At 69.3% G+C, this 22,724-nt stretch carries 19 protein-coding genes and 2 pseudogenes; 11 read left to right on the forward strand and 10 right to left on the reverse strand.

All coding sequences use genetic code 11. The features are described 5' to 3' along the window. Nucleotides 1–17 precede the first annotated feature (17 nt). The 3 genes from AWZ10_RS34345 to AWZ10_RS34355 all read right to left on the reverse strand — a co-directional run bounded on the left by AWZ10_RS34345 (nt 18) and on the right by AWZ10_RS34355 (nt 3,028). Nucleotides 18–854, reverse strand: coding sequence for an ATP-binding cassette domain-containing protein (locus tag AWZ10_RS34345; protein ID WP_046704034.1), 837 nt, complete (start codon nt 852–854; stop codon nt 18–20). After that, nucleotides 851–1,864 (reverse strand): ABC transporter permease, encoded by a 1,014-nt coding sequence (locus AWZ10_RS34350; RefSeq protein ID WP_046704033.1) that lies wholly within the window; start codon nt 1,862–1,864, stop codon nt 851–853. The genes AWZ10_RS34345 and AWZ10_RS34350 overlap by 4 nt, the downstream gene beginning before the upstream one ends. A 147-nt stretch (nt 1,865–2,011) precedes the next feature. Beyond that, a complete protein-coding gene (locus AWZ10_RS34355; RefSeq protein WP_046704032.1) occupies nt 2,012–3,028 on the reverse strand; it encodes a sugar ABC transporter substrate-binding protein in 1,017 nt (338 codons plus the stop codon). Between the two features lie 249 nt (nt 3,029–3,277). On the opposite strand from AWZ10_RS34355, the gene AWZ10_RS34360 reads away from it, so the two are divergent. The 5 genes from AWZ10_RS34360 to AWZ10_RS34380 all read left to right on the forward strand — a co-directional run bounded on the left by AWZ10_RS34360 (nt 3,278) and on the right by AWZ10_RS34380 (nt 9,249). After that, nucleotides 3,278–4,240, forward strand: a complete 963-nt coding sequence (locus AWZ10_RS34360) for a carbohydrate kinase family protein (protein WP_060892962.1) — start codon at nt 3,278–3,280, stop codon at nt 4,238–4,240. Nucleotides 4,241–4,458: 218 nt separating this feature from the next. Then, nucleotides 4,459–7,020: a GH32 C-terminal domain-containing protein gene (locus tag AWZ10_RS34365; protein ID WP_060892963.1), complete on the forward strand. Its 2,562-nt coding sequence runs from the start codon at nt 4,459–4,461 to the stop codon at nt 7,018–7,020. 47 nt (nt 7,021–7,067) lie between these two features. After that, nucleotides 7,068–7,361 (forward strand): putative quinol monooxygenase, encoded by a 294-nt coding sequence (locus AWZ10_RS34370; protein WP_046704029.1) that lies wholly within the window; start codon nt 7,068–7,070, stop codon nt 7,359–7,361. A 162-nt stretch (nt 7,362–7,523) separates the two neighbouring features. Then, nucleotides 7,524–8,615: a beta propeller repeat protein gene (locus tag AWZ10_RS34375; RefSeq protein ID WP_060892964.1), complete on the forward strand. Its 1,092-nt coding sequence runs from the start codon at nt 7,524–7,526 to the stop codon at nt 8,613–8,615. Between the two features lie 262 nt (nt 8,616–8,877). After that, complete coding sequence (locus tag AWZ10_RS34380; protein WP_060892965.1) at nt 8,878–9,249, forward strand: iron chaperone; 372 nt, start codon at nt 8,878–8,880, stop codon at nt 9,247–9,249. Between the two features lie 246 nt (nt 9,250–9,495). Here the strand turns inward: AWZ10_RS34380 and AWZ10_RS34385 are convergent, their stop codons facing one another. The 5 genes from AWZ10_RS34385 to AWZ10_RS34405 form a co-directional block, all read right to left on the reverse strand. Then, entirely contained in the window at nt 9,496–9,918 is a 423-nt protein-coding gene (locus AWZ10_RS34385; RefSeq protein WP_046704026.1) for a hypothetical protein, read from the reverse strand. A gap of 567 nt (nt 9,919–10,485) precedes the next feature. Beyond that, nucleotides 10,486–10,734 (reverse strand): hypothetical protein, encoded by a 249-nt coding sequence (locus AWZ10_RS34390; protein WP_046704025.1) that lies wholly within the window; start codon nt 10,732–10,734, stop codon nt 10,486–10,488. A gap of 873 nt (nt 10,735–11,607) precedes the next feature. Next, the gene (locus AWZ10_RS34395) at nt 11,608–11,868 is read right to left on the reverse strand and encodes a hypothetical protein (protein WP_046704024.1); all 261 of its coding nucleotides are present in this window, start codon (nt 11,866–11,868) and stop codon (nt 11,608–11,610) included. A 5-nt stretch (nt 11,869–11,873) separates the two neighbouring features. After that, complete coding sequence (locus AWZ10_RS34400) at nt 11,874–12,470, reverse strand: DUF5994 family protein (protein ID WP_046704023.1); 597 nt, start codon at nt 12,468–12,470, stop codon at nt 11,874–11,876. Nucleotides 12,471–12,729: 259 nt separating this feature from the next. Next, nucleotides 12,730–13,218 carry a DUF5994 family protein gene (locus AWZ10_RS34405; RefSeq protein WP_046704022.1) on the reverse strand — a complete coding sequence of 163 codons (489 nt, stop codon included), beginning with the start codon at nt 13,216–13,218 and terminating at the stop codon, nt 12,730–12,732. Between the two features lie 221 nt (nt 13,219–13,439). On the opposite strand from AWZ10_RS34405, the pseudogene AWZ10_RS34410 reads away from it, so the two are divergent. From AWZ10_RS34410 to AWZ10_RS34435, 6 genes and pseudogenes are all read left to right on the forward strand, one after another. Beyond that, nucleotides 13,440–13,682, forward strand: a pseudogene (locus AWZ10_RS34410) (hypothetical protein); the annotation flags it as partial. Between the two features lie 206 nt (nt 13,683–13,888). Beyond that, nucleotides 13,889–14,530 carry a DUF5994 family protein gene (locus AWZ10_RS53105; RefSeq protein ID WP_052769553.1) on the forward strand — a complete coding sequence of 214 codons (642 nt, stop codon included), beginning with the start codon at nt 13,889–13,891 and terminating at the stop codon, nt 14,528–14,530. 605 nt (nt 14,531–15,135) lie between these two features. Continuing rightward, complete coding sequence (locus AWZ10_RS34420) at nt 15,136–15,561, forward strand: MarR family winged helix-turn-helix transcriptional regulator (protein WP_046704021.1); 426 nt, start codon at nt 15,136–15,138, stop codon at nt 15,559–15,561. Nucleotides 15,562–15,676: 115 nt separating this feature from the next. Beyond that, nucleotides 15,677–16,138 carry a MaoC/PaaZ C-terminal domain-containing protein gene (locus AWZ10_RS34425; RefSeq protein WP_060892966.1) on the forward strand — a complete coding sequence of 154 codons (462 nt, stop codon included), beginning with the start codon at nt 15,677–15,679 and terminating at the stop codon, nt 16,136–16,138. Between the two features lie 667 nt (nt 16,139–16,805). Further along, nucleotides 16,806–17,588: a sulfite exporter TauE/SafE family protein gene (locus AWZ10_RS34430; RefSeq protein ID WP_046704055.1), complete on the forward strand. Its 783-nt coding sequence runs from the start codon at nt 16,806–16,808 to the stop codon at nt 17,586–17,588. 477 nt (nt 17,589–18,065) lie between these two features. Beyond that, nucleotides 18,066–18,824, forward strand: a complete 759-nt coding sequence (locus AWZ10_RS34435; protein ID WP_046704019.1) for a DUF5995 family protein — start codon at nt 18,066–18,068, stop codon at nt 18,822–18,824. A gap of 71 nt (nt 18,825–18,895) precedes the next feature. Here AWZ10_RS34435 and AWZ10_RS55930 read toward each other — a convergent pair. Then, nucleotides 18,896–19,090 (reverse strand): annotated as a pseudogene (locus tag AWZ10_RS55930) (IS5/IS1182 family transposase); the annotation flags it as partial. A gap of 256 nt (nt 19,091–19,346) precedes the next feature. Then, nucleotides 19,347–22,556 (reverse strand): glycosyl hydrolase family 95 catalytic domain-containing protein, encoded by a 3,210-nt coding sequence (locus tag AWZ10_RS34440; RefSeq protein WP_060892967.1) that lies wholly within the window; start codon nt 22,554–22,556, stop codon nt 19,347–19,349. Nucleotides 22,557–22,724 lie beyond the last annotated feature (168 nt).

Genomic DNA, 22,724 nt, shown 5'->3' on the forward strand with positions numbered 1-22,724 from the left:
AGTGCTTCAGTCGTACGTCAGTTGGCCTGGACTCCGGCGGCCTTGGCCGCCGCGGAATCCGCCACGACAGTATCTCCGGCCGCGTCGACCGTGAGCGCGCCGGTCATGATGGCGACGACCTCCGCCATGGAGTAGTCGGAGGGCTTGATCACGGCGGCGCGCCTGCCGAGCCGGTGGACGTGGATCCGGTCGGCGATCTCGAAGACGTGCGGCATGTTGTGGCTGATCAGGACGACCGGCATGCCCTTGTCCCGGACGCGGCGGATGAGGTCGAGGACCTGGCCGGACTCCTTGACGCCGAGGGCGGCGGTGGGTTCGTCCATGACGACGACGCTGCGGGCCCAGGCGACGGAACGGGCGACGGCGACGGCCTGCCGCTGTCCGCCGGAGAGGGTCTCGACCGACTGGGTCAGCGAGCGCAGGCCGATCTTCAGGTCGGCCATGTGTTCGGCGGCCTCTTCGCGCATGCGCTTCTTGTCGAGCATGCGGAAGACACTGCCGAGGACGCCGGAGCGGCGCAGTTCGCGTCCGAGGAACATGTTGGAGGCGATGTCCATGGAGGCGGCCACGGCCAGGTCCTGATAGACCGTCTCGATGCCATGGGCGCGTGCGCTCTGCGGTCCGGAGAAGGTGATGGGTCGGCCGTTGAGGCGTATCTCGCCCTCGTCCGGGGTCACCGCGCCGGTGAGGGCCTTGATCAGGCTGGTCTTGCCGGCTCCGTTGTCGCCGATGACAGCGAGGACCTCGCCGGGCAGCAGGTCGAAGTCGGCACCGTCGATGGCGGTGACCTGGCCGTAGCGCTTGACCAGACCGCGGGCCTGCAGCACGGGCGTGGGAGAGGAGGTGGCGGTCATCGGGCCTTCTTCCGGGAGAGCTGGTCGACGGTCACCGCGAGGATCACCAGGACACCGGTGATCAGGGTCTGGTAGATGGAGGCGACGCCCATCAGCTGCAGGCCGTTGCGGAAGACACCGACGATGAGGACGCCGATGAAGGTGCCCAGGACCGATCCGCGGCCGCCGAAGAGGCTGGTGCCGCCGAGGACCACGGCGGTGATGCTGTCGAGGTTGTCGGTCTGCCCGGCCTGCGGGTCGCCGACTCCGGTGCGGGAGATGAGCAGGACGGCGGCGATGCCGTAGAGGAGGCCGGCCACGGTGTACACGCCGATGGTCAGGCGGGAGGTGCGGATGCCGTTCAGGCGTGCCGCTTCCGGGCTGTTGCCCAGCGCGTAGACGTGCCGGCCCCAGCCGGTGCTGCTCAACGCGTAGGCGAGGAGGAGGAACAGGGCGATGGTGACCAGGGAGCCGTAGGTGATGTCGGTGTTGCCGAGGGGGAAGGTCTGCCCGAGGGCGGTGAGGGGGCCGGGCAGGTTGGTGACCGTCTGTTCCTCGGAGTAGATGTGGGTCAGCGCGAACGCCACGTTGAGCATGCCGAGGGTGACGATGAAGGGCGGCAGCGGGATCTTCTGCACCAGCAGCCCGTTGAGCAGCCCGAAGCCGCCGCAGACGACCAGGCCCAGGGCGATGGCCGCGAGTGGGGGCAGGGAGCCCTCGGCGGCCATCTTGGCGATCATGATGCTGCCGAACGCCATCACGGCTCCGCACGACAGGTCGATGCCCGCCGTGAGGATGATCAGGGTCTGTCCGATGGCGAGGGTGCCGACGACCATGACCTGCTGCACGATCAGCGAGAAGTTGCCGCCGGTGAGGAACTGGTCGGTCGAGAGGGCGAAGAAGGCGCAGGCCAACAGGAGGGCGACCAGGGGGCCGGTGGTCGGTGCCGTGAGCAGTCGGCGGGCCGTGGTCGGTGCTTTGAGCTCGGCGTACGGCGAGGACGTGCCCGGGGGTGTGGTCGTGGCTGTCATGCGAAGTCCTTGTCGGAAGACAGAAGTCGTTGCCCGCCCTGGTCGGAGGGCACGAGGACAAGCGGGCGGCCGTCCCCCGGTCAGGGAGGAAGGGACGGCCGCCCCGCTGAGGGGAGAGGCGGAGTCGTGCGGGCCTCAGGGGGCGGCTCAGCCCCAGCAGTTCTCCAGGCCGTATCCGGTGTCCTTGGACGTGACCCCGTCCAGTGCCTTGTCGGTGATCAGGGTGACGCCCGTGTCGGTGTATCCGGACGCCTTCTTGCCGTCCTTGGCGTACGTCACCACGGCCTTGACGCCCTCGGAGGCCATCTTCAGCGGGTACTGCTGCGAGGTGGCGGCGATCTTTCCGTCCTTGACCGCCTGGGTCCCGGTGCAGCCGCCGTCGACGGAGACGATCAGGACGTCCTTCTCCCGGCCCTTGGCCTTGAGCGCGGTGTAGGCGCCCAGCGCGGCGGGCTCGTTGATCGTGTAGACGACGTTGATGTCCGGCTCCTTCTGGAGACAGTTCTCCATCGCCGTCTGGCCCTTGGCCTGGTCGCCGCCGGTGTCCTGGGCGCAGGCGACGTCCTTCTCGGTGGCGCCGAAGCCCTTGAGGAAGCCGTTGTGCCGCTGGACGCCGACGGAGACACCCGGTGCGAGGTCGAGGGCGGCTATCTTCGCGGTCTTGCCCTTCATGGCGGCCTTGGCGTACTCGCCGATCAGCTCGCCCGCCTTGAGGTTGTCGGTGGCGAAGAGGGCGTCGACCGCGCTCTCCGGTTCGGTCGGGGTGTCCAGGGCGATGACCAGGACGCCCTTGGCCTTGGCCTTCTCGATCGCGGGCACGATGGCCTTGGAGTCGCTCGGGGTGATCAGGATGCCCTTCACGCCGGCGGCGACCATGTTCTCGATGGCCGTGACCTGACCGGCGTTGTCGCCGTCGAACTTGCCGGCCGCCGTCATCAGCTTGACGCCCTCGGCCTCCGCGGCCTTCTCGGCGCCCTCCTTCATCTTCACGAAGAACGGGTTGGTGTCGGTCTTGGTGATCAGACCGACCTTGACCTCGCCCGAATCGGAGCCGGAGGACGTCGATCCGGAGCCGGATCCGCAGGCCGTCAGGGTGAGCGCCGCGACACCCGCGACAGCAGCGGTTCTGATGAGGGAGGAGGACAGGCGAGTGGTGCGAGACATGATCGACTCCTGTGGGATAGCGGGCGGCACGGGGCCGGATACTGAGCATGCCGTCCGGGAGTGTCATCGTTGACTTATGTCATCGTTGACACTGCCTGGCGAGGATGATGGACTCCGTCTCCCGGAAACGTCAATGCCCTGCGACCGTCACAAATCGGCAACGCCCGCAACGCCCGCGGCCGTCGCCCGCCGGTAGCCTCGCCACGACAGGTCCGGTCTGCCCGTTCGTTCGTCAGAGAAGAGCAGCCCATGAGCCCGCGTCAGATCACCGTCCTGGGAGAGTGCGTCGCGGACGCCTTCGCCGAACCCTCGAACACCTCGAACGAACTCGCCCTGCGTGTACTGCCGGGCGGCGGACCTGCGAACACGGCAGTGGCCCTGGCACGGCTCGGCACCCCGGCCCGCTTCCTCGCACGCCTGTCCGGCGATGTGTTCGGCCGCCTCTTCCGGGCCCACCTGGAGGCGTCCGGGGTGGACCTGTCGAGTGCCGTACAGGCCGCCGAGCCCAGCACCCTGGCCGTGGCGGAACTGGATTCCCAGGGGCAGGCCGCGTTCTCCTTCCACGCGCAGAACACGGCCGACTGGCAGTGGACGGCCGGGGAACTGGCACGGGTGGACCTGTCCGACACCGCCTGCGTGCACACCGGGTCGCTGGCCCTGGTCCGGGAGCCCGGCGCGGCGGCGGTGGAGGACTTCCTCGCGGCGGCCGCCCCCGGCGTGACCGTCAGCATCGACCCCAATGTCCGGCCACTGCTGGTGCACCCCGACGTATACCGCGCCCGGCTGGCTCACTGGTGCGCCCTCGCCGATGTGCTCCGGCTGAGCGAGGACGACCTGGAGCTGCTGCTGCCGGGCACCCCGCCCGAGCAGGCGTGCGACCTGTGGCACGCGGCGGGGGCGCGGCTCGTCGTGATCACGCGGGGTGCCGACGGTGTGCTGGCCTCGCTCGACGGCGAACGGATCCAGGTGCCCGCCGTGGCGACGACCGTCGCCGACACGGTCGGGGCCGGGGACTCCTTCACCGCCGGGCTGTTGCACCACCTCGGCAGCCGCGGCCTGCTGGGCGGCCGACTGACGGGACTCGGCGTCGGTGACGTCGCGGAAGCGTGCCGGTTCGCCGTCCGGGTAGCGGCCCTGACCTGCTCGGTCGCCGGACCCAATCCCCCGTGGGAGAGCCAGCTGACGCAGCTGGCCACCGCGGACCAGGCGTGACGGGCATGCGAGCCTAGGCGGACGTTACGGCCGAACCCGTTGACGCGTCGGCCGGATTCCCCCCATCATCGGGCAGTCGATGACATCGATGACACAAGTCAACGATGACATTCTCGGTCGGGCGCCGTGGACGACGGCCCCGACAAGACGTCACTTCCGGCTGGTCCGCGCCGGGCATCGAGCGCGGCCGCCCGGACGGCCGCAGCACAGGAGACCTCATGAGCTCTGGACGTGTACCCGGGCATGCCCGCATACGGATGATCGCGGCGGTGGCGACCGTCTGCGCCCTGTCCGCAGCCCCGTTGGCCCCCCAGGCCGTCGCCGCCGACACCCCTGCGTACTCCGAGACCTACCGGCCCCAGTTCCACTTCACTCCGGAGAAGAACTGGATGAACGATCCCAACGGGCTCGTGTACTACGAGGGCGAGTACCACCTCTTCTACCAGTACAACCCGAACGGGAACTCCTGGGGCGACATGTCCTGGGGACACGCGGTGAGCAAGGACCTCGTGCACTGGAAGGAGCTGCCGCTCGCCCTGTCGCACGACGACGAGGAGATGGTGTTCTCCGGCAGCGCGGTCGTCGACCGGGACAACACCACCGGGTTCGGCACGAAGGAGAACCCGGCCATGGTGGCGATCTACACCAGTCACGCCAAGGACACGGGCGTCCAAGCCCAGTCGCTCGCCTACAGCACCGACCGCGGCCGGACCTGGACCAGGTACCAGGGCAATCCCGTCCTCGACATCGGCTCCAAGGAATTCCGCGACCCCAAGGTCCAGTGGTACGCGCCCACCAAGAGCTGGCTGATGACGGTGTCGCTGTCCACCGAGCACAAGGTGCGGTTCTACTCGTCCAAGAACCTCAAGGACTGGACGCTGCAGAGCGAGTTCGGACCGGCCGGCGCGACCGGCGGTGTGTGGGAGTGCCCCGACCTGTTCCCCCTCGCGGTCGACGGGAACAAGAAGAAGATCAAGTGGGTCCTGGTCGTCAACATCAACCCCGGTGGTATCGCCGGTGGTTCGGCCGCCCAGTACTTCGTCGGCGACTTCGACGGCAAGAAGTTCACCGCCGACGACAAGGGCACCTACACCCCGCCCACCGGCACGGTGGTGCAGGACTTCGAGAACGCCGACTTCGGTACGTGGACGACGACCGGCACCGCCTTCGGCGACGGACCGGCGGCCGGGGCGGTGGCCGGGCAGGGGACCGTCGACGGCTTCGACGGCAAGGGCCTCGCCAACAGCTTCCACTCCGGTGACGGCACGACCGGCACCCTCACCTCACCCGAGTTCACCGTCGACAGCCCCTACCTGAACTTCAAGATCGGCGGTGGACGTCACCCGCACGAGTCCGGAACCGTCATGGAGCAGGGACCGCCGCCCGAGGGCACGGTCCTCGCCGACTTCGAAGGCGGCAGCTACGGCGACTGGACGACGACCGGAGACGCCTTCGGCTCGGCACCGGCCACCGGCACCCTCCCCAACCAGCAGGAAGTCTCCGGATTCCTGGGCGACGGCCTGGTCAACAGTTACCTGGACGGCGATACCGCGACCGGCACCCTCACCTCACCCGAATTCACCATCGACAGGAAACACCTCAACTTCCTCATCGGCGGCGGCAACCATCCCGCCGGTTCCGCCGACCCGACCGCCATCGAACTCGTCGTCGACGGCGAAGTGGTGCGCAGCGCCACCGGAAAGGACGGCGAGGCGCTCAACTGGGCCTCCTGGGACATCGGCGACCTCGCCGGCAAGCGGGCGCGGATCCGGATCGTCGACGACAACACCGGCGGCTGGGGCCACCTCAACGTCGACCACATCATGCTGTCCGACACCCGGGCCCAGCCCGTCTCCCAGGAGACGGCCGTCAACCTGATCGTCGACGGTCAGGTCGTCGGCAGCGCCACCGGCGCCAACAGCGAAACCCTGGACTGGGCCTCCTTCGACCTGCGTCCCTACGCGGGCGAAAGGGCGAAGATCCAGATCGTCGACATGAACAACGCCGGCTGGGGCCACATCCTGGCCGACCGGTTCACCGAAGCCGACGCCGCCGCCAAGTCCGTCGTGCAGCGCGCCGACTGGGCCGACTACGGCAAGGACTACTACGCCGCCGTGTCCTGGGAGGACGCCCCGGACGGCAAGCGGTACATGGTCGGCTGGATGAGCAACTGGGACTACAGCGGTGCCGTTCCCACCTCCCCCTGGCGCGGCGCGCAGAGCGTCCCCCGGGAGATGGCCCTGCGCACGGTGAACGGCCGGATCCAGCTGGTCAGCAATCCGGTCGACGCCCTGGAGTCCCTGCGGCAGCCGCACGCGGTGTCCGCGTCCGACGTCACCGTCAAGGACACCTTCAAGGCCCTGATCGGCCCCGCGGCCCAGGGCAAAGCCCTCGACATCCAAGCGACCTTCTCCCTCGAGGACGCCGACCGCTTCGGCCTGAAGGTCCGCACGGGCGCGAACGGCGAGGAGACCGTGATCGGCTACGACACCACGACGCAGGAGCTGTACGTCGACCGCACCCACTCCGGCGCCGTCGACTTCAACAGCACCTTCCCCGGTATCCAGACAGCACCGCTGAAGGCCAAGAACGGCAAGGTCAAGCTGCGGATCCTCGTCGACTGGTCCTCCGTCGAGGTCTTCGGCGGCAACGGCGAAGCGGTGATCACCGACCAGATCTTCCCCGACCCCGCCAGCCAGGGAGTGCAGGTCTTCGCCGAGAACGGCACGGTGAAGCTCGACAAGGCCGTCGTCTGGCACCTCGACTCCGCCCACGGCTGATCCCCGCCCCGACCTGAAGGACACCCCACCGTGAAGGACACCTCACCGTGAACAAGACCCTGCTCGCCGAATTCACCGCCCGCGAGGGAGCGGAGGACGAGGTCACCCGCCTGATCCTGGAGTACGCCGAGAAGGTGCGGGAGGAGGACGGCAATCTCGCCTTCGACGTCTACACCAAGGCGTCCCGCCCCCGCGCCTTCTGGATCTTCGAGGTGTACCGGGACGAGGACGCCTTCCAGGCCCATCTCAAGGCGCCGTACGGCGGCCCGTTCAACACCGTCCTCACTCCGCTGATCGAGGAGGACGCCTCGGTGCTGACCTTCCTCAACCCCGTGACCTGACGGCTCTCTCGTCCGGGGACCGACATCGGCCGGGCCCGCCTCGCGGGCCCGGCCCTTCACGGCGGACGGCCGGGCCGACCTGCCTGGACGGAAGGTATGGTCTGCGACCAACCGAAGGCTCGCGGTAGGCACGGGGCGGGGAAGACGTAGGTGCACACGCGCATGGTGAAGATCAACGTCGCACTCGCCGCGATCCTGCTTCTGTTCGTCTCCGTGGTGGCCCTGCGTGCCGTGATCGGCCCCCGTATGACCTGGGAGTACGACAAGGTCATCCCGGGCGCCGGTGAACTGTCCGGCGTGGCGGCGACGGGTGCCGACGACATCTGGGTGGCAGGCGACGGCTACCTGCTGCACGACGACGGCACCGGCTGGCAGCGCCGCCCCTTGCCGACGTCGTTCGGCGACAGCGTCCACCGGGCGCGCTTCGACGCCGTGGACTCCGGCGGCTTCCTGCTGACGGCGAGCGTGAAGGACGGCCACTCACCACGGATGGCCCGCTGGGACGGCACCCGTTGGACGGCACTGCCCAGTCCGCCGGGCAACCGTGCCGTGGATGTGCGGGCTTTCGCCGCAGACGACATCTGGGTCCTCGACGGCAGCACCGGCGCGTCCCACTGGGACGGCGCCCGCTGGACCGCGATCGACCTGCCCGTCACCGTCACGGCACTCGACGGCGTCGCGCCCGGGGATCTGTGGGCGGTCGGCCACCACTACCCGCACGGTCCCGACGAAAGCCTCGGCCTGCCTGGCGCCCAGCCCGCCGCCATGCACTGGGACGGCCGTGCCTGGAAGCGCGTACCGGCACCGGAGTACCACTACACGGACCCGGCGCCCGAGGAACTGGCCTACCTCACCGAGGTCGCCGCGCTGGCGAAGGACGACGTCCGTGTCTACGGCGAGCACACCTCCATCAGCGAGGACGACGAGCCCGACCCCGCTCCGGAGAGCGTCCGGCTGCGGTGGAACGGCACCGCCTGGATCAAGCTGCCGAACGCCCAGGGAGCATGCGGCGACCGCGGCCCCTGGGTCGACGACGGTGAACGCGGGGCGGTCCTCAGCGCCGGCCGGTACCTCACCGCGGACGGGCGCTGTGAAGGGATCGCGCGGTCGAAGCCACCGAGCACCGACGGGATCAGGTCCGGCACGGGCCGACCACTCAGGCTGAACGCCATCACGGCAGTCCCTGACACCGACAGGATCCTCGGTGTCGGCTCCCTTGGAGACTCCTCGGTGATCGTCAGCCTGAAGCGCTGACGGACCGCCCTGCCTGAACGTTCGCGCCGCGCTCTGAGCCGCACTGCGTTCCCGGTCGACCCCATCGGCGCCAGCCGGGCCAGCCGGGCCAGCCGGGCCAAGGACGGCGATACCCGCTTTCGCGACCTGGAACACCGGCCTGGACTACAACTGAGCACGCCGCTCAGCCCTGTGCACTCCAGTTGGCCGCGCCTACGGCGGGAGCCGACAACGGGGCATTCCGTTGCGGACCCTTCAGGGTGGGCGGTGCCACACTGACGCCATGGGAAAGCCGCAGACGATCGACGAGTACATCGAGGGCTTCGCGGGGCAGAGCCGTGAGGTACTTGAGCAGGTACGGGCGCTGGCCCGCGATGCGGTCCCCGCGGCGAGCGAGGCGATCAAGTGGGGTCATCCCTCATGGGTTCACCCATCCGGGACGATCCTGTTCATGGTCAGCGGCCACGCGAAGCACGCCAACATCGTTTTCACCCCGAGCACCCGCGAGGCGTTCGACGCCGCCCTCGCCGGTTTCGCCACCGGCAAGGGCTCGGTCCAGCTCCCGTACGGCCGGGCTGTGCCGGGCGACCTGCTGCGCCGCATGATTGCGTTCCGCATCCGCGAGCACGAGGACGACGGCGTGCTGTGGATGTGACGGCCGAGGAGGCGAACCGGGACTTCTGACGGGCGGGCGCTGTGAGGCGGGCCCTTGTGAACCACTGGTGTTCGCGGATGTCGTCGGGCTGATGCATCGGCGGTCGTCGCGCCCTCCCGTGCGGCAGCCCCGGGAGGGGGCAGGACCGCTCCCCCAGGTCAGACCTTCCCCGGTTGCCCCCGTGCACCCCGCCGCCAGGAGGACGAGGGCGGCCGGCGCTTTCCCGGCAAGGCCCCGCCCTTCGGCCTAGGCGCAGCCCGGCGGTTCATCCTCGGCCGGTACGAATTGCATCGTGGGCATCTGGACGGCGTCGAAGTTGGCGGTATCCGGGCCGATCAGAGTCATGTAACCGGCGAGCCTCTCGCTCTCGCGCGAGGGCGGCTCCCCCTTCACCTGCTCGACACCGGGGAACACGGAGTCGAGGACCCACCAACGGCCGCCGAAATGCAGCCACTTGATTCCGCAGTGCGTATTGATGTCGTACGGATACGGCTTGTGCTGCTTGGGCTTGGCCGGCCCTTCCTGCCACTTGCCCTCCGCGACGGTGCGGGCAGGCAGGGTGGGGCCGGTGTACCCCTCGCCGCCCGGACTGTCGGACGAGGACGAGCACCCCGAGAGCAACAGCCCGGCACTCAGGAGCAGAAGAGCGGCTTGGCGCGATACGTTCATGCATCTCAGACGCTACGGATACGCGTTCCGTTCGCTCCCTGACGGTCGAACGACAAGGCGAGCTTGCCGTTCGACACCCGCCACCGGCCCTATAGGCGGCGTCCGTCTGATCCTGCGCCCCGTCACAGAAGCAGAAGAACAGCTCGAAGGCCGCTGGTCGACCTTGGGCTCGCGCCGGAACAGCGCCGCGGGCACGAATCTCTGCACAGAGGGCTCGACCAGGGGCAGATCGACATTACCCGGTTGTTGTCGCTCCCTGGCCGGGATGCCGCTGCCGAGGGCAGCGAATGGTCGACCGGTGCCGGCCACGACCGTCTCACCGTGGCTACGGCCGTACGCCAACACCTGTCCTGACCAGGTCTTCTGTCACACCTTCGGCCGAGTCCGAGGAAGGCACCAGGTGGTGTCCGGCCGCCCCCTACTCAGTCTGCGGTTCAGCCTCTCCACAGTGAGGGTCTCTCCCCCTCGCACCGGGAGCTACATGACCCCGCGGGCGAAGCATCCGCCAAGGCTCGCGTGGGCCCATGGGGCCTGGTCGGTGTATCCGAGGGCGCATGACGCGGTGGATCAGGGGGCCTCGATGGGCACGCATGCGCTGGACGTCGGGTTCTGGCGGCACTCGACGTTCCGCGACGGTAGGTACCAGGCCAGTGAGACAGCTGTCGCGACCAGGCAGAACGCGCCGAGAACTCTCAGGATGCGGTTGCCCCACCCATTCTCCGACCACCCCAGCACGAGCAGCAACGCGATCCACACCGCCGGCAGACCCAAAAAGACCAGGCTCACGACGAAGAGCGCCCAGTCGGCTCCCACCATTACGTGGTCCCCCCTCGTCCCCCGCGCACGATCACCTTCCGTGCAGGTTCGATGGTATGCCGATCGCGCCCATGAATGCGTAGCGACCAATCGCCAAGGCGCCACCAACTGACCGCACTTCTGCAGGACATGGAGAGATCAGGCGATGTGGCGTCTGACTGGGGCATCTCGCAGACGTCGGCGTCCGCGCCGGCTGCCGTGTGCGGGGATGCGGTCGGCAGGCGCGAATTCGCCGGGGGCGGCCTTGCGGCACGCCCAGGCCTTGGCGGGCGGCTGCGGGCGCGGCGTAGTCGCATGACGTGGGTCCGGTCCGTAGGCCGGGTCCGTAGGCCGGGTCCGTAGGCCGGGTCCGTAGGCCGGGTCCGTAGGCCAGCCGCGATGTCGGTCGTGCCGGACGACGGAATCACGCGGGCGACACGAGGAGCAGGCGTGCGGCAGCCCTTGGGCGCGGCTCCCCACCTCCATAACGGATACAATCCGTGCCGCGCTGGGGCAGCGGGCGCCGATTCCGAGGCCGCAGCCCCCGTCCGGTCCTGCCGCAGCCCGAGGTGACGGAACTCGCGAAGCGCGTCGCGGCCAGGCCCCTGCGCCTGGTCCGCCGTACTCGGCCGCCGGGCCATGGCAGTGCGCATGGCCTGGTAGAAGGCGTCAGCCGTACCCGGCCATCGACGGGAACCGCAGGAAGCCACGGAAGGGCCCCGGCCCGTCATGTGCGCTGCTACGCGGCCGGGGACTCATGCTTGCGTGCCGTTCTGCGGATTCTGTCGACCCTGGCCCTGGCAGGCTCCGTCGACCCTGGCCCGGCAGGCCCGCCCGGCCCGTTCGGTGACGGACCGGGCGAGCCTGGCGGAACGACGGGACACACACCCTGCCCTATTGGGTGCGGCGGCGCCGGGGGTGGAACTGCCCGCGTCCGCCGTCGCGGCGGTAGCGGTGACTGTCGGTGCCGGTCGTCGCCGCCCAGCCACGGGCCTTACGTGAACCCAAGGGAGCCGGTCCCGCGACATGCGTCCCGGAGTGACCGTAGTGGAAGGCGGCGATGCGGTCGCTGTGCTGGGAGTTGAGCCGGTGGATGAGGAACGCCCCGAGGATGATCATCGCGCTGATCACGATCATGGTCACGAATGTCTCCACGGTTCTCACCTTCCCATCGGTTGATGCGGCCTCGCGGCTGCCGCGGCCGGAAGCCGCGAACGTACGACCGAAGCCCGGGGCTCATGTCCCCCTTCGTAGTCCCAGACCGCTTCCAGCGCCCGGTCGGCCTCGTACACCGTCCGTCGGCGTTCCGCCTCCTCCATCAACCGGCTCGCGGTCGATGTGCCCAGTGGGTCGCTCGCGGCGGCCATCAGCCAGGCTGCCGAGAGGGCGGGCGTCCGGGGCGGGATCACCAGGAGGTTCCAGCGGCCCGTGCGGTACGACAGCAGCAACAGTTCGTGCGGGTCCTGCTCGGGCAGGAACCAGCCCACCTTCACCACGTGCCCGGCGACGGGCACATGGCGTGGAACGACCGGCCAGTGGATGGGGTTGACCGTGATCCGGGTGATCCGCCCCCACAGAGGGTCCAGTACGGCGGTCAGGGAGGGGAGTTCCGCCGCCAGATCCCGGGAGCGGGGCCACCAGGCGCCGTCCAGCAGGGCCGGTGCCGGACGGACGCCAGCCAGCTTCAGGCGGAGGGAGGGCGAGGAGAGCAGGTCATCGGCTCTGGCTGCCGGCGGGAAGGAAATGGTCGCGGTCATGGCGCGAACCCTGCCCCGGGCCGGTCTACCGGCCCGGAATATTCGATCGCCGAAAACGACACGAGCTTGGAAGCCGGTGCGCGAAATATCCTCGGTACCTTGAGCCTACTCCTCGGACTGGTCCAACGAACGGCACGGGCAACGCACAGACGGTCCTCTGCGCCCCTCCCTGGAATCGCCGCCCCGGGGACCGATCAGGCTCGAACCAGGCACATGAGCCCGAACTGCGCACGCCCGCTCGTTCCCTGGCGACGCTCGCTCATGTCCGTCGGCTCGGGCCCGCTCGCTCGGTGCCGGTGTCGATGAGGATCTGTTCGGCACACCTCCCACTACCGGCGCGGACGTCAGCCATGGCGGCGCGCGCGGCGTCGGGCGTCGCGTGGGGCGGAACCACGAGGAGGGAGAAGAGATCCTGCTCGCCCCGGGTGATGAGGACGGTGTCGTCGCCGGCCGGGAAGGAGTCGATGTGGACGACGCGCTCGTCGATGGTCATCCGCGTCGGCAGCGCTTCCCAGGCACCGGTGTCCAGGCCGACTCGCGTGATGGGCCCTAGGTATCCGGTCAGCGCAGTGATCAGGCTGGGGAGCTCGGCGGCGATGTCGCGGGACCGAGGCCACCACACCCCGTCGAGCACGCCGCGGCGGTCGTGCTTCGTCTCCAGTCGTACGACCGCCGTACCGGGCCGCACGCCCTGGTGGACGGCGTCCGGCAACAGCCTGGTCACCCGCGGGGAGTCGGATTCGACCATCGCACTCGCCTGCCTACGGGGAACGAAGGGGTCCGAGGGGATTCCTCGTTCTCACGGTACTCCCTCGCCGACAGCGGCCGGGGAGCCCGCCAGGTCGCCCCCGGGCTCTGCGGTGCCCGACGCAGCAGGCCGACACAGCAGGCCGACGCAGTAGTGTGAGAGATCCAGGGTGTGAGAGATCCAGCTTGCCTCAGACGGGCACATCGAACTCCGAGGTCGCCATGCGGTCCATGGAAACTCCCTCGGACGGTCACGCCGAGGTCCGCGTCGTCGCCGCCTCGCCCGAGGTGGCCCGTCGGGTCGCGGAGGTTCTCCGACGGTGCTTCGACGCCACCGAACAGCGCAGCTACCCCGCGGGCCCCGACGGCGGGACCCGGCTCGACCTCACCGTGGACACCACCCGCCCCGCGGAACCCGCCCGGTCGTGGCTGGAGGCCAGCCGGTCCGCGGAGAACGGCCGGTCCGCAGAGGCGACGGCCGGGCCCGCAGAGGTGACGGCCGCCGCCGAAAGTGAAACGGCGTCCACGAACGGTACGCCCGGCCCCTTCGGGGAGTAGCGTGAGTTCACCGGGGGCACTTCGCACACCGGCTTCGATGCCGACGTCGTTCCCGGTGAGCGACGACCCCGGACGGCTGCCCTTGCGCAGAGGTCCGGAGACAGGTTCGCGCGATGTCCGCGAGCACCCCGAATCTCCCTCTACGGCCCGTTCCCTTCAGGGCCCCGTCCGCGCGCCTCGCGCTCAAGGCCGAGGGCCCCTTCGCAGGGCCCGCCGACGTGGACGGCGCCTGGTGGCCCCGTTCACGTGACCTGCCGAGTGAGCTCACCGCCCTGGCGGACGTGCTGGATCCGCTGTGGGGACGGATCACCCGGATCGCGGTCAACCCCCGCCACTGGCCGATCCTCCCGCCGAAAATCTTCGTCAACGGCCATGTGGTGAAGGTCGGTTGGTTCACCTCGGAGCTGGACCCGCACGCGATCCTGCTGTTGTCCTACACCGCGGGACCCTGGAACCTTCTTGTGATCCCCCCGGAGACCGACGCACCCTCGGCCGCCCGGCTGATGGCCGCCGCGAGTGCGGACATCGGCCCGCCGACCACCGCGACCGCGCTCATGACGGCGGAACAGGTCCGCACCGGAGGTCCGGAGGCCGGGAAGGACGGGAGCGGCAGTGCTCTTTCGTCGCACAGTCACGATCAGCAGCGCGCCGTGGGCATGTGGCCTCCCACGGTGACCACCCTGGCCATCAGCGGGCTGGTTCCGTCCGTCGCGGCCGTGCGCCAGGTCCACCGGTTCGACGCACCCCACGCGTGACACATCGCCGGACCGCAGCCGGGCCGTGGCTGGCGGGCCCGGTCACGGCCGAATCGCCCACGGTGGTAGCCATGAGCTGCCGCGGCCGCCACGCGCGCGGCGATGCTGTTCAACTTCCCGCCGACCGACTCGGCCACCACCTACCGCGCCCTCTCCCTACCCGCGCTACCCGTGCACCTGACCAAGGGCGCGAACACCGTCGGTTTCGCCGGGGCTCCGGCGGACGCACCCGGACCTTCACCCAGACCTCGCGCGGTGAGTTCGTGGTCTACGGCAACAAGTGCCGCGACGCCGACAGAAGGGGGTCGTCAGCTGACCTGAGACGGGCTCGCCGGTTCCTGCTCGGCCACCTGCCCCTGCCTGAACAGGCCGGGCTGAGGACCGGCGGATCCCGCCGGAGGCGTCCATGGTGTTGAGGCGCCGCACCTCACGGCCGTCGTGCCCGGCGCACCGCACCACCGGCCTCGGCCGGCGGCGTTGGACCGTTTCGGGGCGAGGTCGAGGGCACGGCAGGCTCGGGATGCCAGTCCTCGGAGGAGAGCGAAGAGACCAGAGTTGTGCGATACAACCTTGACAGTTGTATCGCACAACTCCAGGATGGCGTCATGGCAGCCCGGGACGAACCCCTCGATGCGATCCATGAGTCGATCATCCTGTTCTCCCGCAATTCCAGGACACGGGCGAACAACATGTACGACGACCTCTCCTTCGTCGCGTACACGATGCTGTCGTACGTACGCACCGCCCCCCAGCCGACCGCCTCCGATCTGGCGGAGCGGTACGGCCTGGAGAAGTCCACCGTCAGCCGCCAGCTGTCCCAACTGGAAGAGGACGGCTTGCTGCGCAGGGTGTCGCATCCGTCGCGACCCAGGACCAAGTTGCTCGAACTCACCGACACCGGTCGCGACCGCCTGGCCCGCGTCAGGCAGCACCAGCGCAAGGCGCTGCAGGAACGACTCGGCCGATGGCCGGACGAAGACGTCGAGACGTTCAGCCGCCTCCTCCGGCGGTTCGTCACGGAACTCGACTGACCGCCACGACAGGACGAACGGAGACCCTTATGCACCTCGGCACGCACTTCCACCGGTACACACCCCATCAGCGCCCGGCAGGGCTTGTCCCGACGACGGGCCGACGGTGAGGACCGTGCTGTACGCCGAGAACCTTCGGCCCGGGGCCGTGTTCGACCTCGGCAGCGCCAAGGTCTCCAAAGAGGAGATCCTCGATTTCGGCCGCCGCTTCGACCCGCTTCCCCTGCATACCGACGAGGACGCGGCAGCGGGAAGCCGCTTCGGGGGCCTCATCGCCAGCGGTTTCCACACCGCGGCGATCCTGCAACGTCTCGTGGTGGACTCGGTCTTCTCCCGTGCCGCCGTCATCGCGGGCCGGGAGATCAGCTCCCTGCGCATGCGGGCTCCGGTCCGGCCCGGAGACGCGCTGCACGGCACGATGGAGATCCTGAAGATCCGTCCCCGCGACGACGGCACCGCGGTGGTCCGCAGCCGTGGCACCCTCACCAACGGCGCCGGCACCGTCGTCATGGAGGTCCAGGGGGAGACACTCTGGGAACACCGGCCGACGGGCGGGAGTGGAGGCGGCGCGGCCTGACGGACCGGAGCGTCACGGTGAACCGGAGGGGCTTCCCCGATCTCCCCATGCCCCGCCCGCGTCAGCGTCGGCCCGGCCGCCCCTCAGCGAAGTCGACGATCCGGCCACACGCTCGCCACCAGGGCGGGGCCCTCGCTCGCGCCCGATTCGACCTCGACACCACAGGCCGCTACGCCCGCCCCACCATCTTCGCCCTCCACGTCGACGGATCCCCACGCCACAGTCACCGGCGGCTGACGTGCCGCAGAACGGCTGTGCAGAACCCGTCCGGCGCCCGGCGGTGCGGATGATGCGGATGATGGCGCCGGACAGAACACCACCGATGACCACGGCCATCACTGCCCGGAGGCCGCAGCCCGACCCGTCCGCACCGACATATTGCCGAACCCGGACCCGACACCCGGAACCGGCACTGCGAACGCCGCGAGCGGCGCCCACCCCGACCATGCCGGTGGCCACTGACCGGCCGACATCCACTTCACCGTCATCACCCCGATGCCCCTCCCTTTCCGCACGCTGGACGGCGGTTGTCCATTGTCTGGGGAGGCGGTTGGATCGGGCCGGGGGCGAGGTTCACCCGAAAAGGATGCACCCGAACAGGATGCACCCGATTCGGAACCCGGCTCCGGGGCGTTTATCGGGGTGGTGATCTGTCAAGGGGGCTGTGGTGGCGTGGTCGACAGGGTTGCTCGGGTTCGTTGCGGGGCTCCTGATATCGGTGGCCACTTCGCCCGTGGGCGTCTCCGGAGCGGTCTTCCTGCTGCCTGTGCAGGTCAGCGTCCTGGGCGTGCCGAGCCCGGCGGTGACCCCGACGAATCTCCTGTACAACGTCGTGGCCGGCCCCGGCGCACTCCTGCGTTACTGGCGGGCAGGGCGCCTGGGTGGCCCGCTGACCCGCCTGCTCATCGCGGGTACGGTGCCCGGCGTCGTCGTCGGAGCAGTGATCCGTGTCTTCGCCGTGCCGGGCCCGCGGGTCTTCCGGCTGCTCATCGCCGCGCTGCTGCTGCCGCTCGGCCTGTGGCTGTGGCTGCGGACCTTGCGCCCGGCACCGGCCCGCGCCATCCGCCGGCCGTCGCCCCGCGCGACGATATCGCTGGCCCTGGCCGTCGGCGTAGCCGGGGGCATCTACGGGATCGGGGGCGGCTCCTTGCTCGGCCCGGTCCTCGTCGGCCGCGGAGCACCGGTGGCCACCGTCGCACCCGCCGCTCTGGCCTCCACGTTCGTGACGTCCGTCGTCGGCGCGCTCACTTACGCGCTACTCTCCCTGGCCACCACAGGTGACATCGGTCCCGACTGGATGCTGGGCCTGTCCTGCGGGGCCGGGGGCCTGGTCGGCGGCTACGTCGGCGCCCGTCTCCAGCCGCTGCTGCCCGAGACCTGGCTTCGGCTCCTGCTCGGCACCCTCGCCTCGGGCGTCGGCGCGCTGTACGCGGTCCAGGTCTTGCGCTGACCGCGCATGGCCCGTCCCTGGGTGTCGAGCACGCTGTCGTGACTCGTGAACTGCCGCCCCTACGCCGATGATCTGACGCCTCCCCAACTGGTGTGGAAGTTCAGGGCAGACTCTCACGCGACCATGGCCCACCCGCCGATGATCTCTGAAGACAGGCCATCGCACGACAGTTCGAACCCGGCAGCCGAGGCCGCGGTCGTCGCCGTCTACCGGGCAGGCGCCGAGGTACGGCGACCCGCCGCGCCTTGCCGGGCCTCTCCTTCGCCTCTTCTGTCGACTCTCCTTCGCCTCTTCCATCGACGGGGCCCACCACCGCACCCTCGGTCTGACCGCCGCCGAGCCCGCCACGCAGTCCCGTTCTCCGCGTGCAGGGCGGGGCCCCTCCCCGGGGTGCGGTGGTAGAACGGGGCCGTGATCGGCACTGCGGGAAGCAGCAGAGCGTGGGCCGAACGAACGCGCACAGATGGGGAGTTGGGCATGAGGGCAGAGAACATCGACGATGTCGTGGACGGGCTTGCCGGGGTCGTGCGGGAGGCCGGCCGCACCGGTGACCGAGTGGGGTTTTTCGCGGCACTGTACCGACAGGTGACCGTTGAGGTCCGCGCGGCCATTCACGGTGGGCTGTTCGACGACGGCGCCCGAATGGACCGTTTCGACACCTTCTTCGGCAACCGCTACTTCGACGCGTACGACGCCTGGCGTCAGGACCGGAGCGGGCCGCGTTGTTGGCGCGAGGCATTCGGGCTGCTCGACGACGCCGACACCGTCATCGTCCAGCACCTGCTGCTCGGCGTGAACGCGCACATCAATCTCGACCTGGCCATCGCCGCCGCGCGGACCAGCCCAGGCGAGGCCATCCACGCGCTGCAGCGCGACTTCCTGCTGATCAACGACATCCTTGCGCGGGTGGCCCTGACGGTGCAGGACTCGGTCGGCGCCCTGTCGCCGCTCATGTCCCTGCTGGATCGGGTCGGAGCCCGCACCGACGAGCAGATCCTCGACTTCAGTGTCCGTCAGTCCCGCAAGGAGGCGTGGCACAACGCCGTCCTGCTCGCCGGCCAGAACGAAGAGGAGCGTGAGGCCACCATCGAGCGGCTCGACATCCGGGCCGCCGTGCTCGCACGGTTGATAGCGCGACCGGCCGGCGTCGTCCGACCGGCCCTGCAGCTGATCCGGAGCACCGAGAGTGACGACGTGCCGGCCGTCATCAGTCATCTGGACAACGCCGTCGAGTGACCCTCCACCGGCAGAAAACGGGCTGCGGCCCGACGCATCGCCATTGCGCCGTTCCGAACCTCCCGAAGGACCAGGACGTGCATCCCGAAACCCGGGCTCGCCTCGGTCACGGGGCGCGGACCTGTGTGTCCGCCCCCACTTCGGCGCGCATTTGGGCGAAGTCGAGCATGACACGGGCGGACGTCATGGAGACCTGCGTCGTCGAGTTGATACAGGTCCGCGTCCCACAGTCGGCCCCAGACGCCGGCCCGCGACCAGATCAGAAACCCGGCAGTGGGTCGCTGAGCAGCACCACGTAGGACCTGCCACAAAACCCGCTGAACCCCACCCCACACCCCGCAGGCTGGTTCTCCCCTCCCCGTACCTGCCTGCCTGCCTGCCTGCCTGCCTGCCCCTATGGTCGGGCTGGATGCCGGAACCAGCCCGGCCGACGCCCCGTGGCGCGCGTACCAGGCGGTGGACGCTTGTCGCCCCACTGCTGCGGTGGTGGCGGCGGCGCGGCGCGGCGCGGCGGTGACGCCGTCAGGGCTTGGTCGGCTTCACCTTCCTGTCGGTGCCGTTCACTCGCACGGTGACCTTCTTCTGGTTCCGCGTCCGGTCGGCCACGATGTCGTACGACGTGACCTTGCCGTTCCGCCACTCGCAGCTGACCTCGTAGCCGCCGCGGGCACGGAGACCGGTGAAGGAGCCCTTGGCCTTCCAGTCGTCCGGGAGCGCGGGCAGGAGGTGGATGACTCCCTCGTGGCTCTGCAGGAGCATCTCCGCCACCGCGCCCGAGATGCCGAAGTTGCCGTCCATCTGGAAGGGCGGGTGGTCGCAGAACAGGTTGGGCAGCGTGTTGTAGGTCAGCAGTCCGCGCAGCATGATCTGGGCGCGCTGCCCGTCACCGAGGCGGGCGAAGAGGGCTGCCCTCCAGGGCCAGGTCCAGGAGCGGCGGCTGTCGCCGGACACCGTCGCGGCCGTGAACGGGACGCCTTCCTTCTCGCCGCACCGAGCCTTGAGCGAGACGAGGGCGGCAGCCGCGAAGTCACTTGTTTCCGGGGTGATCTGGCGACCCGGGTAGACCGCGAAGAGGTGCGAGGTGTGGCGGTGGATGTCGGTGGGGCTGTCGATGTCCTCCTGCCACTCCTGCAGTTGGCCCCACTTGCCGATCTTGTTCGGTGCGAGGCGTGCCTGCATGTCCGCGACCTTGTCCCGGTAGACGGGGTCCGCCTCGAGTACCGCTTCGCAGTCGAGGTAGTTCTGGAACAGGTCCCAGATGATCTGCTGGTCGTACATGACGCCGTCCTCGCGCGGCCCGTGCTCGGGGGACCAGCCGTCCGGCGCGACGAGAAGTCCGTCCTCGCGCTCCTTGAGATGGTCCTCCCAGAACTCGCAGATCTCCTTGATCATCGGATGGGCGAGGGTACGGAGGAAGTCCAGGTCCTGAGTGAACGCCCAGTGTTCATAGAGGTGTTGGGCGTACCAGGCGCTCGCGACGGTGTTCCACTCCCAGGCGTTGCCGCCGAAGACGCTCTGGCTGGTGCGGGCGGTCCAGCCTCGCGTGTCCTTGCCGAAGGCGTTGCGGGTGGCCACGCGACTGGGCACCGCCACCTGCTCGATGAACCTGACCAGTGCCTCATGGCACTCCGACAGGTTCGTCGTCTCGGCGCCCCAGTAGTTCATCTGGATGTTGATGTTGGTGTGGTAGTCGGAGGCCCACGCAGGCTGGTTGCTGTCGTTCCACAGGCCCTGGAGGTTGGCGGGCAGGCCGTTGGGGCGGGAGGAACTGATCAGCAGGTAGCGGCCGTAGTCGAACATCGACTGTTCGAGGGTCGGGTCGGCCCCACCGGCCCCGTAACGCGCCAGCCGGACATCGGTCGGCATGGCGACGACGTCCGGGTCGGAGGTGCCCCAGGCGACCGAGACACGGTTCATCAGAGCCCGCGTCTCGGCGGTGTGCCGGGCGCGCAGCTTGTCGTAGGGCCGGCGGGCCGCCTTGTCGAGCGTCTTCGCGACGATCGGCTCCGGATCGGCCCCGCGCCATCCGGCGGCGGCGTCGAGCCTGTAGTCGGTACGGGCGTCGAGGAGCAGCGTCAGGGTCGTGCAGTCGCTGAACCGGAGCGTCGATCCGTCCGCGCTGAAGTCGCCGTCGGTGTGCACGACCTGGACGGCGCACGCGTGCTTGAGGCCGTTGCCCATGACACCGGTGAAGGCGATCCGCCGGGCGCGGGCGTCGACGGTCGTCGGAGCCTGGTCCTGTCCGGAGGTCAGCGAGATCGCTCCGGAGAGGCCCCGGGCACTGTCCGAGGTGTACCGGAAGACCATGACGTCCGCCGACCGGCCGGCGAAGGCCTCGCGCAGGACGCGGCGTCCCGGCGCGCCGAAGCGGGTGACGTGGACACCTTGCGCGAAGTCGAGGCTGCGCTGATAGTCGACGATCGCCCGCTGTGTGCGCGTGTCGAAGCGTTCGCCTGCCAGCGCGATCTCCGCGATCTGGAGGCCGGTCGAGGACGCGTCCGGGATCAGGGTGAGTCGGTAGACGCGGTAGGCCGTGCTGTTGGTGACCTGGAAGGTCTGTCTCTCGCTGCGGCCGGCGAAGGGCTCGTGGCGGTTTCGCGTGTCGAGGGTCGTCCAGGTACGCCCGTCCTGCGAAGCCTCAAGGAGCCATCTTCGGGGGTCCTCACGTGGACGGTCCGGGGCCGAGGTCAGCGCGTACGAGGTGACGACGACCGCGCGAGGAAGGTCGGCCTGCCAGACGACCGCCGGTGCGGCGGAGTCGACCCGCCAGACCGTGGCCGGATCGCCGTCCACCGCGTTGGAGATGCCCATGGCCTTGGACCCGCTCGCGGCTCCGGATCCCTGGGAATGCCCGCTCGGCGACGACAGGTACATCGAACCGGCCCCGCCGAGGTCGACGCCGGCCAGCCCTATCTCGCTCACCTGGAAGTGGCTGACGCCTGCCTTGGGGACGAAGTCGAACCGGTAGAAGCGGTGGGCGGCGCGGTCGGCGCAGGTGTACTCCCTCGTCTGGAAGCGGTTCTCGAAGGGTGCCTCCAGAGTGCGGCTGTCCAGCGTGGTCCAGGTGGTGCCGTCGGCGGAACCCGAGAAGGTCCACTCCTGCGGGTCGCGCTGCGGCACGTCGTTGGCACTCGTCAGACGGTACGACGCGACCACCACGGGATCGGGCAGCTCGACCTGCCACCGCACCTTCGCACCGGGCCCCTCGATGCACCACTTGGTGGCCGAGGCACCGTCGTACGTCTTGTCGACACCCTCCGACGACGAGCTGCTGTACGGTCCCCCCGGGGCCGTGACCTTCGGAGTCGAACGGGAAGCGAAGGTGACGACGACGTCACCGAAGTTCCGGTACGAACCGAAGCCGGTCATGCCGGTGTCGAACTCACTGTCCGGCTTGCCGGCGAGAGCGTTGTCGTAGTTGTTGCTCCCTCCCCACAGACTCTGTTCGTTGAACTGGATACGCTCCTCGTCGGGATCGGCGAAGAGCATGGCGCCGAGTCGGCCGTTGCCGATCGGCAGGGCCTGCGACTGCCAGTCCGCGGCGGGAACGCGGTACTTCAGCGTCTTGCGCGAAAGGGTCGGCCACTGGAGGGCGGCCGACGCGTCGGCCCCTGCGGCGACGGCTTGCCCCACGGGGGTGCCTCCGGTCAACTGAGTGATCAAAGGTGCGAAGGCGAGGGCACCGCCGAACTTGAGCATGCTCCGTCGCTGCGGTTCGGATTCATTGATCACAGTAAGATTTCCTGACTCATACATCGGCTCTTTCACGGAGAACTGGTAGTTACGCCCGACACCTGCTCCAGGCGCGATCATCGTCGCCGGTTGATAGATCGGATGTCTAGTGGTAGGCACCACCGAGTGCCCTGACACCGATCACCGAGCGGGCGCCCGCCAGGCCCG

This window comes from Streptomyces europaeiscabiei (assembly GCF_001550375.1).
GTDB lineage: Bacteria > Actinomycetota > Actinomycetes > Streptomycetales > Streptomycetaceae > Streptomyces > Streptomyces europaeiscabiei.

What these genes read in the sequence shown, in the direction of transcription:
- AWZ10_RS34345 (WP_046704034.1), bottom strand. Translation starts at nt 854, where the DNA reads ATGACCGCCACCTCCTCTCCCACGCCCGTGCTGCAGGCCCGCGGTCTG.
- AWZ10_RS34350 (WP_046704033.1), bottom strand. Translation starts at nt 1,864, where the DNA reads ATGACAGCCACGACCACACCCCCGGGCACGTCCTCGCCGTACGCCGAG.
- AWZ10_RS34355 (WP_046704032.1), bottom strand. Translation starts at nt 3,028, where the DNA reads ATGTCTCGCACCACTCGCCTGTCCTCCTCCCTCATCAGAACCGCTGCT.
- AWZ10_RS34360 (WP_060892962.1), top strand. Translation starts at nt 3,278, where the DNA reads ATGAGCCCGCGTCAGATCACCGTCCTGGGAGAGTGCGTCGCGGACGCC.
- AWZ10_RS34365 (WP_060892963.1), top strand. Translation starts at nt 4,459, where the DNA reads ATGAGCTCTGGACGTGTACCCGGGCATGCCCGCATACGGATGATCGCG.
- AWZ10_RS34375 (WP_060892964.1), top strand. Translation starts at nt 7,524, where the DNA reads ATGGTGAAGATCAACGTCGCACTCGCCGCGATCCTGCTTCTGTTCGTC.
- AWZ10_RS34380 (WP_060892965.1), top strand. Translation starts at nt 8,878, where the DNA reads ATGGGAAAGCCGCAGACGATCGACGAGTACATCGAGGGCTTCGCGGGG.
- AWZ10_RS34385 (WP_046704026.1), bottom strand. Translation starts at nt 9,918, where the DNA reads ATGAACGTATCGCGCCAAGCCGCTCTTCTGCTCCTGAGTGCCGGGCTG.
- AWZ10_RS34390 (WP_046704025.1), bottom strand. Translation starts at nt 10,734, where the DNA reads ATGGTGGGAGCCGACTGGGCGCTCTTCGTCGTGAGCCTGGTCTTTTTG.
- AWZ10_RS34400 (WP_046704023.1), bottom strand. Translation starts at nt 12,470, where the DNA reads ATGACCGCGACCATTTCCTTCCCGCCGGCAGCCAGAGCCGATGACCTG.
- AWZ10_RS34405 (WP_046704022.1), bottom strand. Translation starts at nt 13,218, where the DNA reads ATGGTCGAATCCGACTCCCCGCGGGTGACCAGGCTGTTGCCGGACGCC.
- AWZ10_RS53105 (WP_052769553.1), top strand. Translation starts at nt 13,889, where the DNA reads ATGTCCGCGAGCACCCCGAATCTCCCTCTACGGCCCGTTCCCTTCAGG.
- AWZ10_RS34420 (WP_046704021.1), top strand. Translation starts at nt 15,136, where the DNA reads ATGGCAGCCCGGGACGAACCCCTCGATGCGATCCATGAGTCGATCATC.
- AWZ10_RS34435 (WP_046704019.1), top strand. Translation starts at nt 18,066, where the DNA reads ATGAGGGCAGAGAACATCGACGATGTCGTGGACGGGCTTGCCGGGGTC.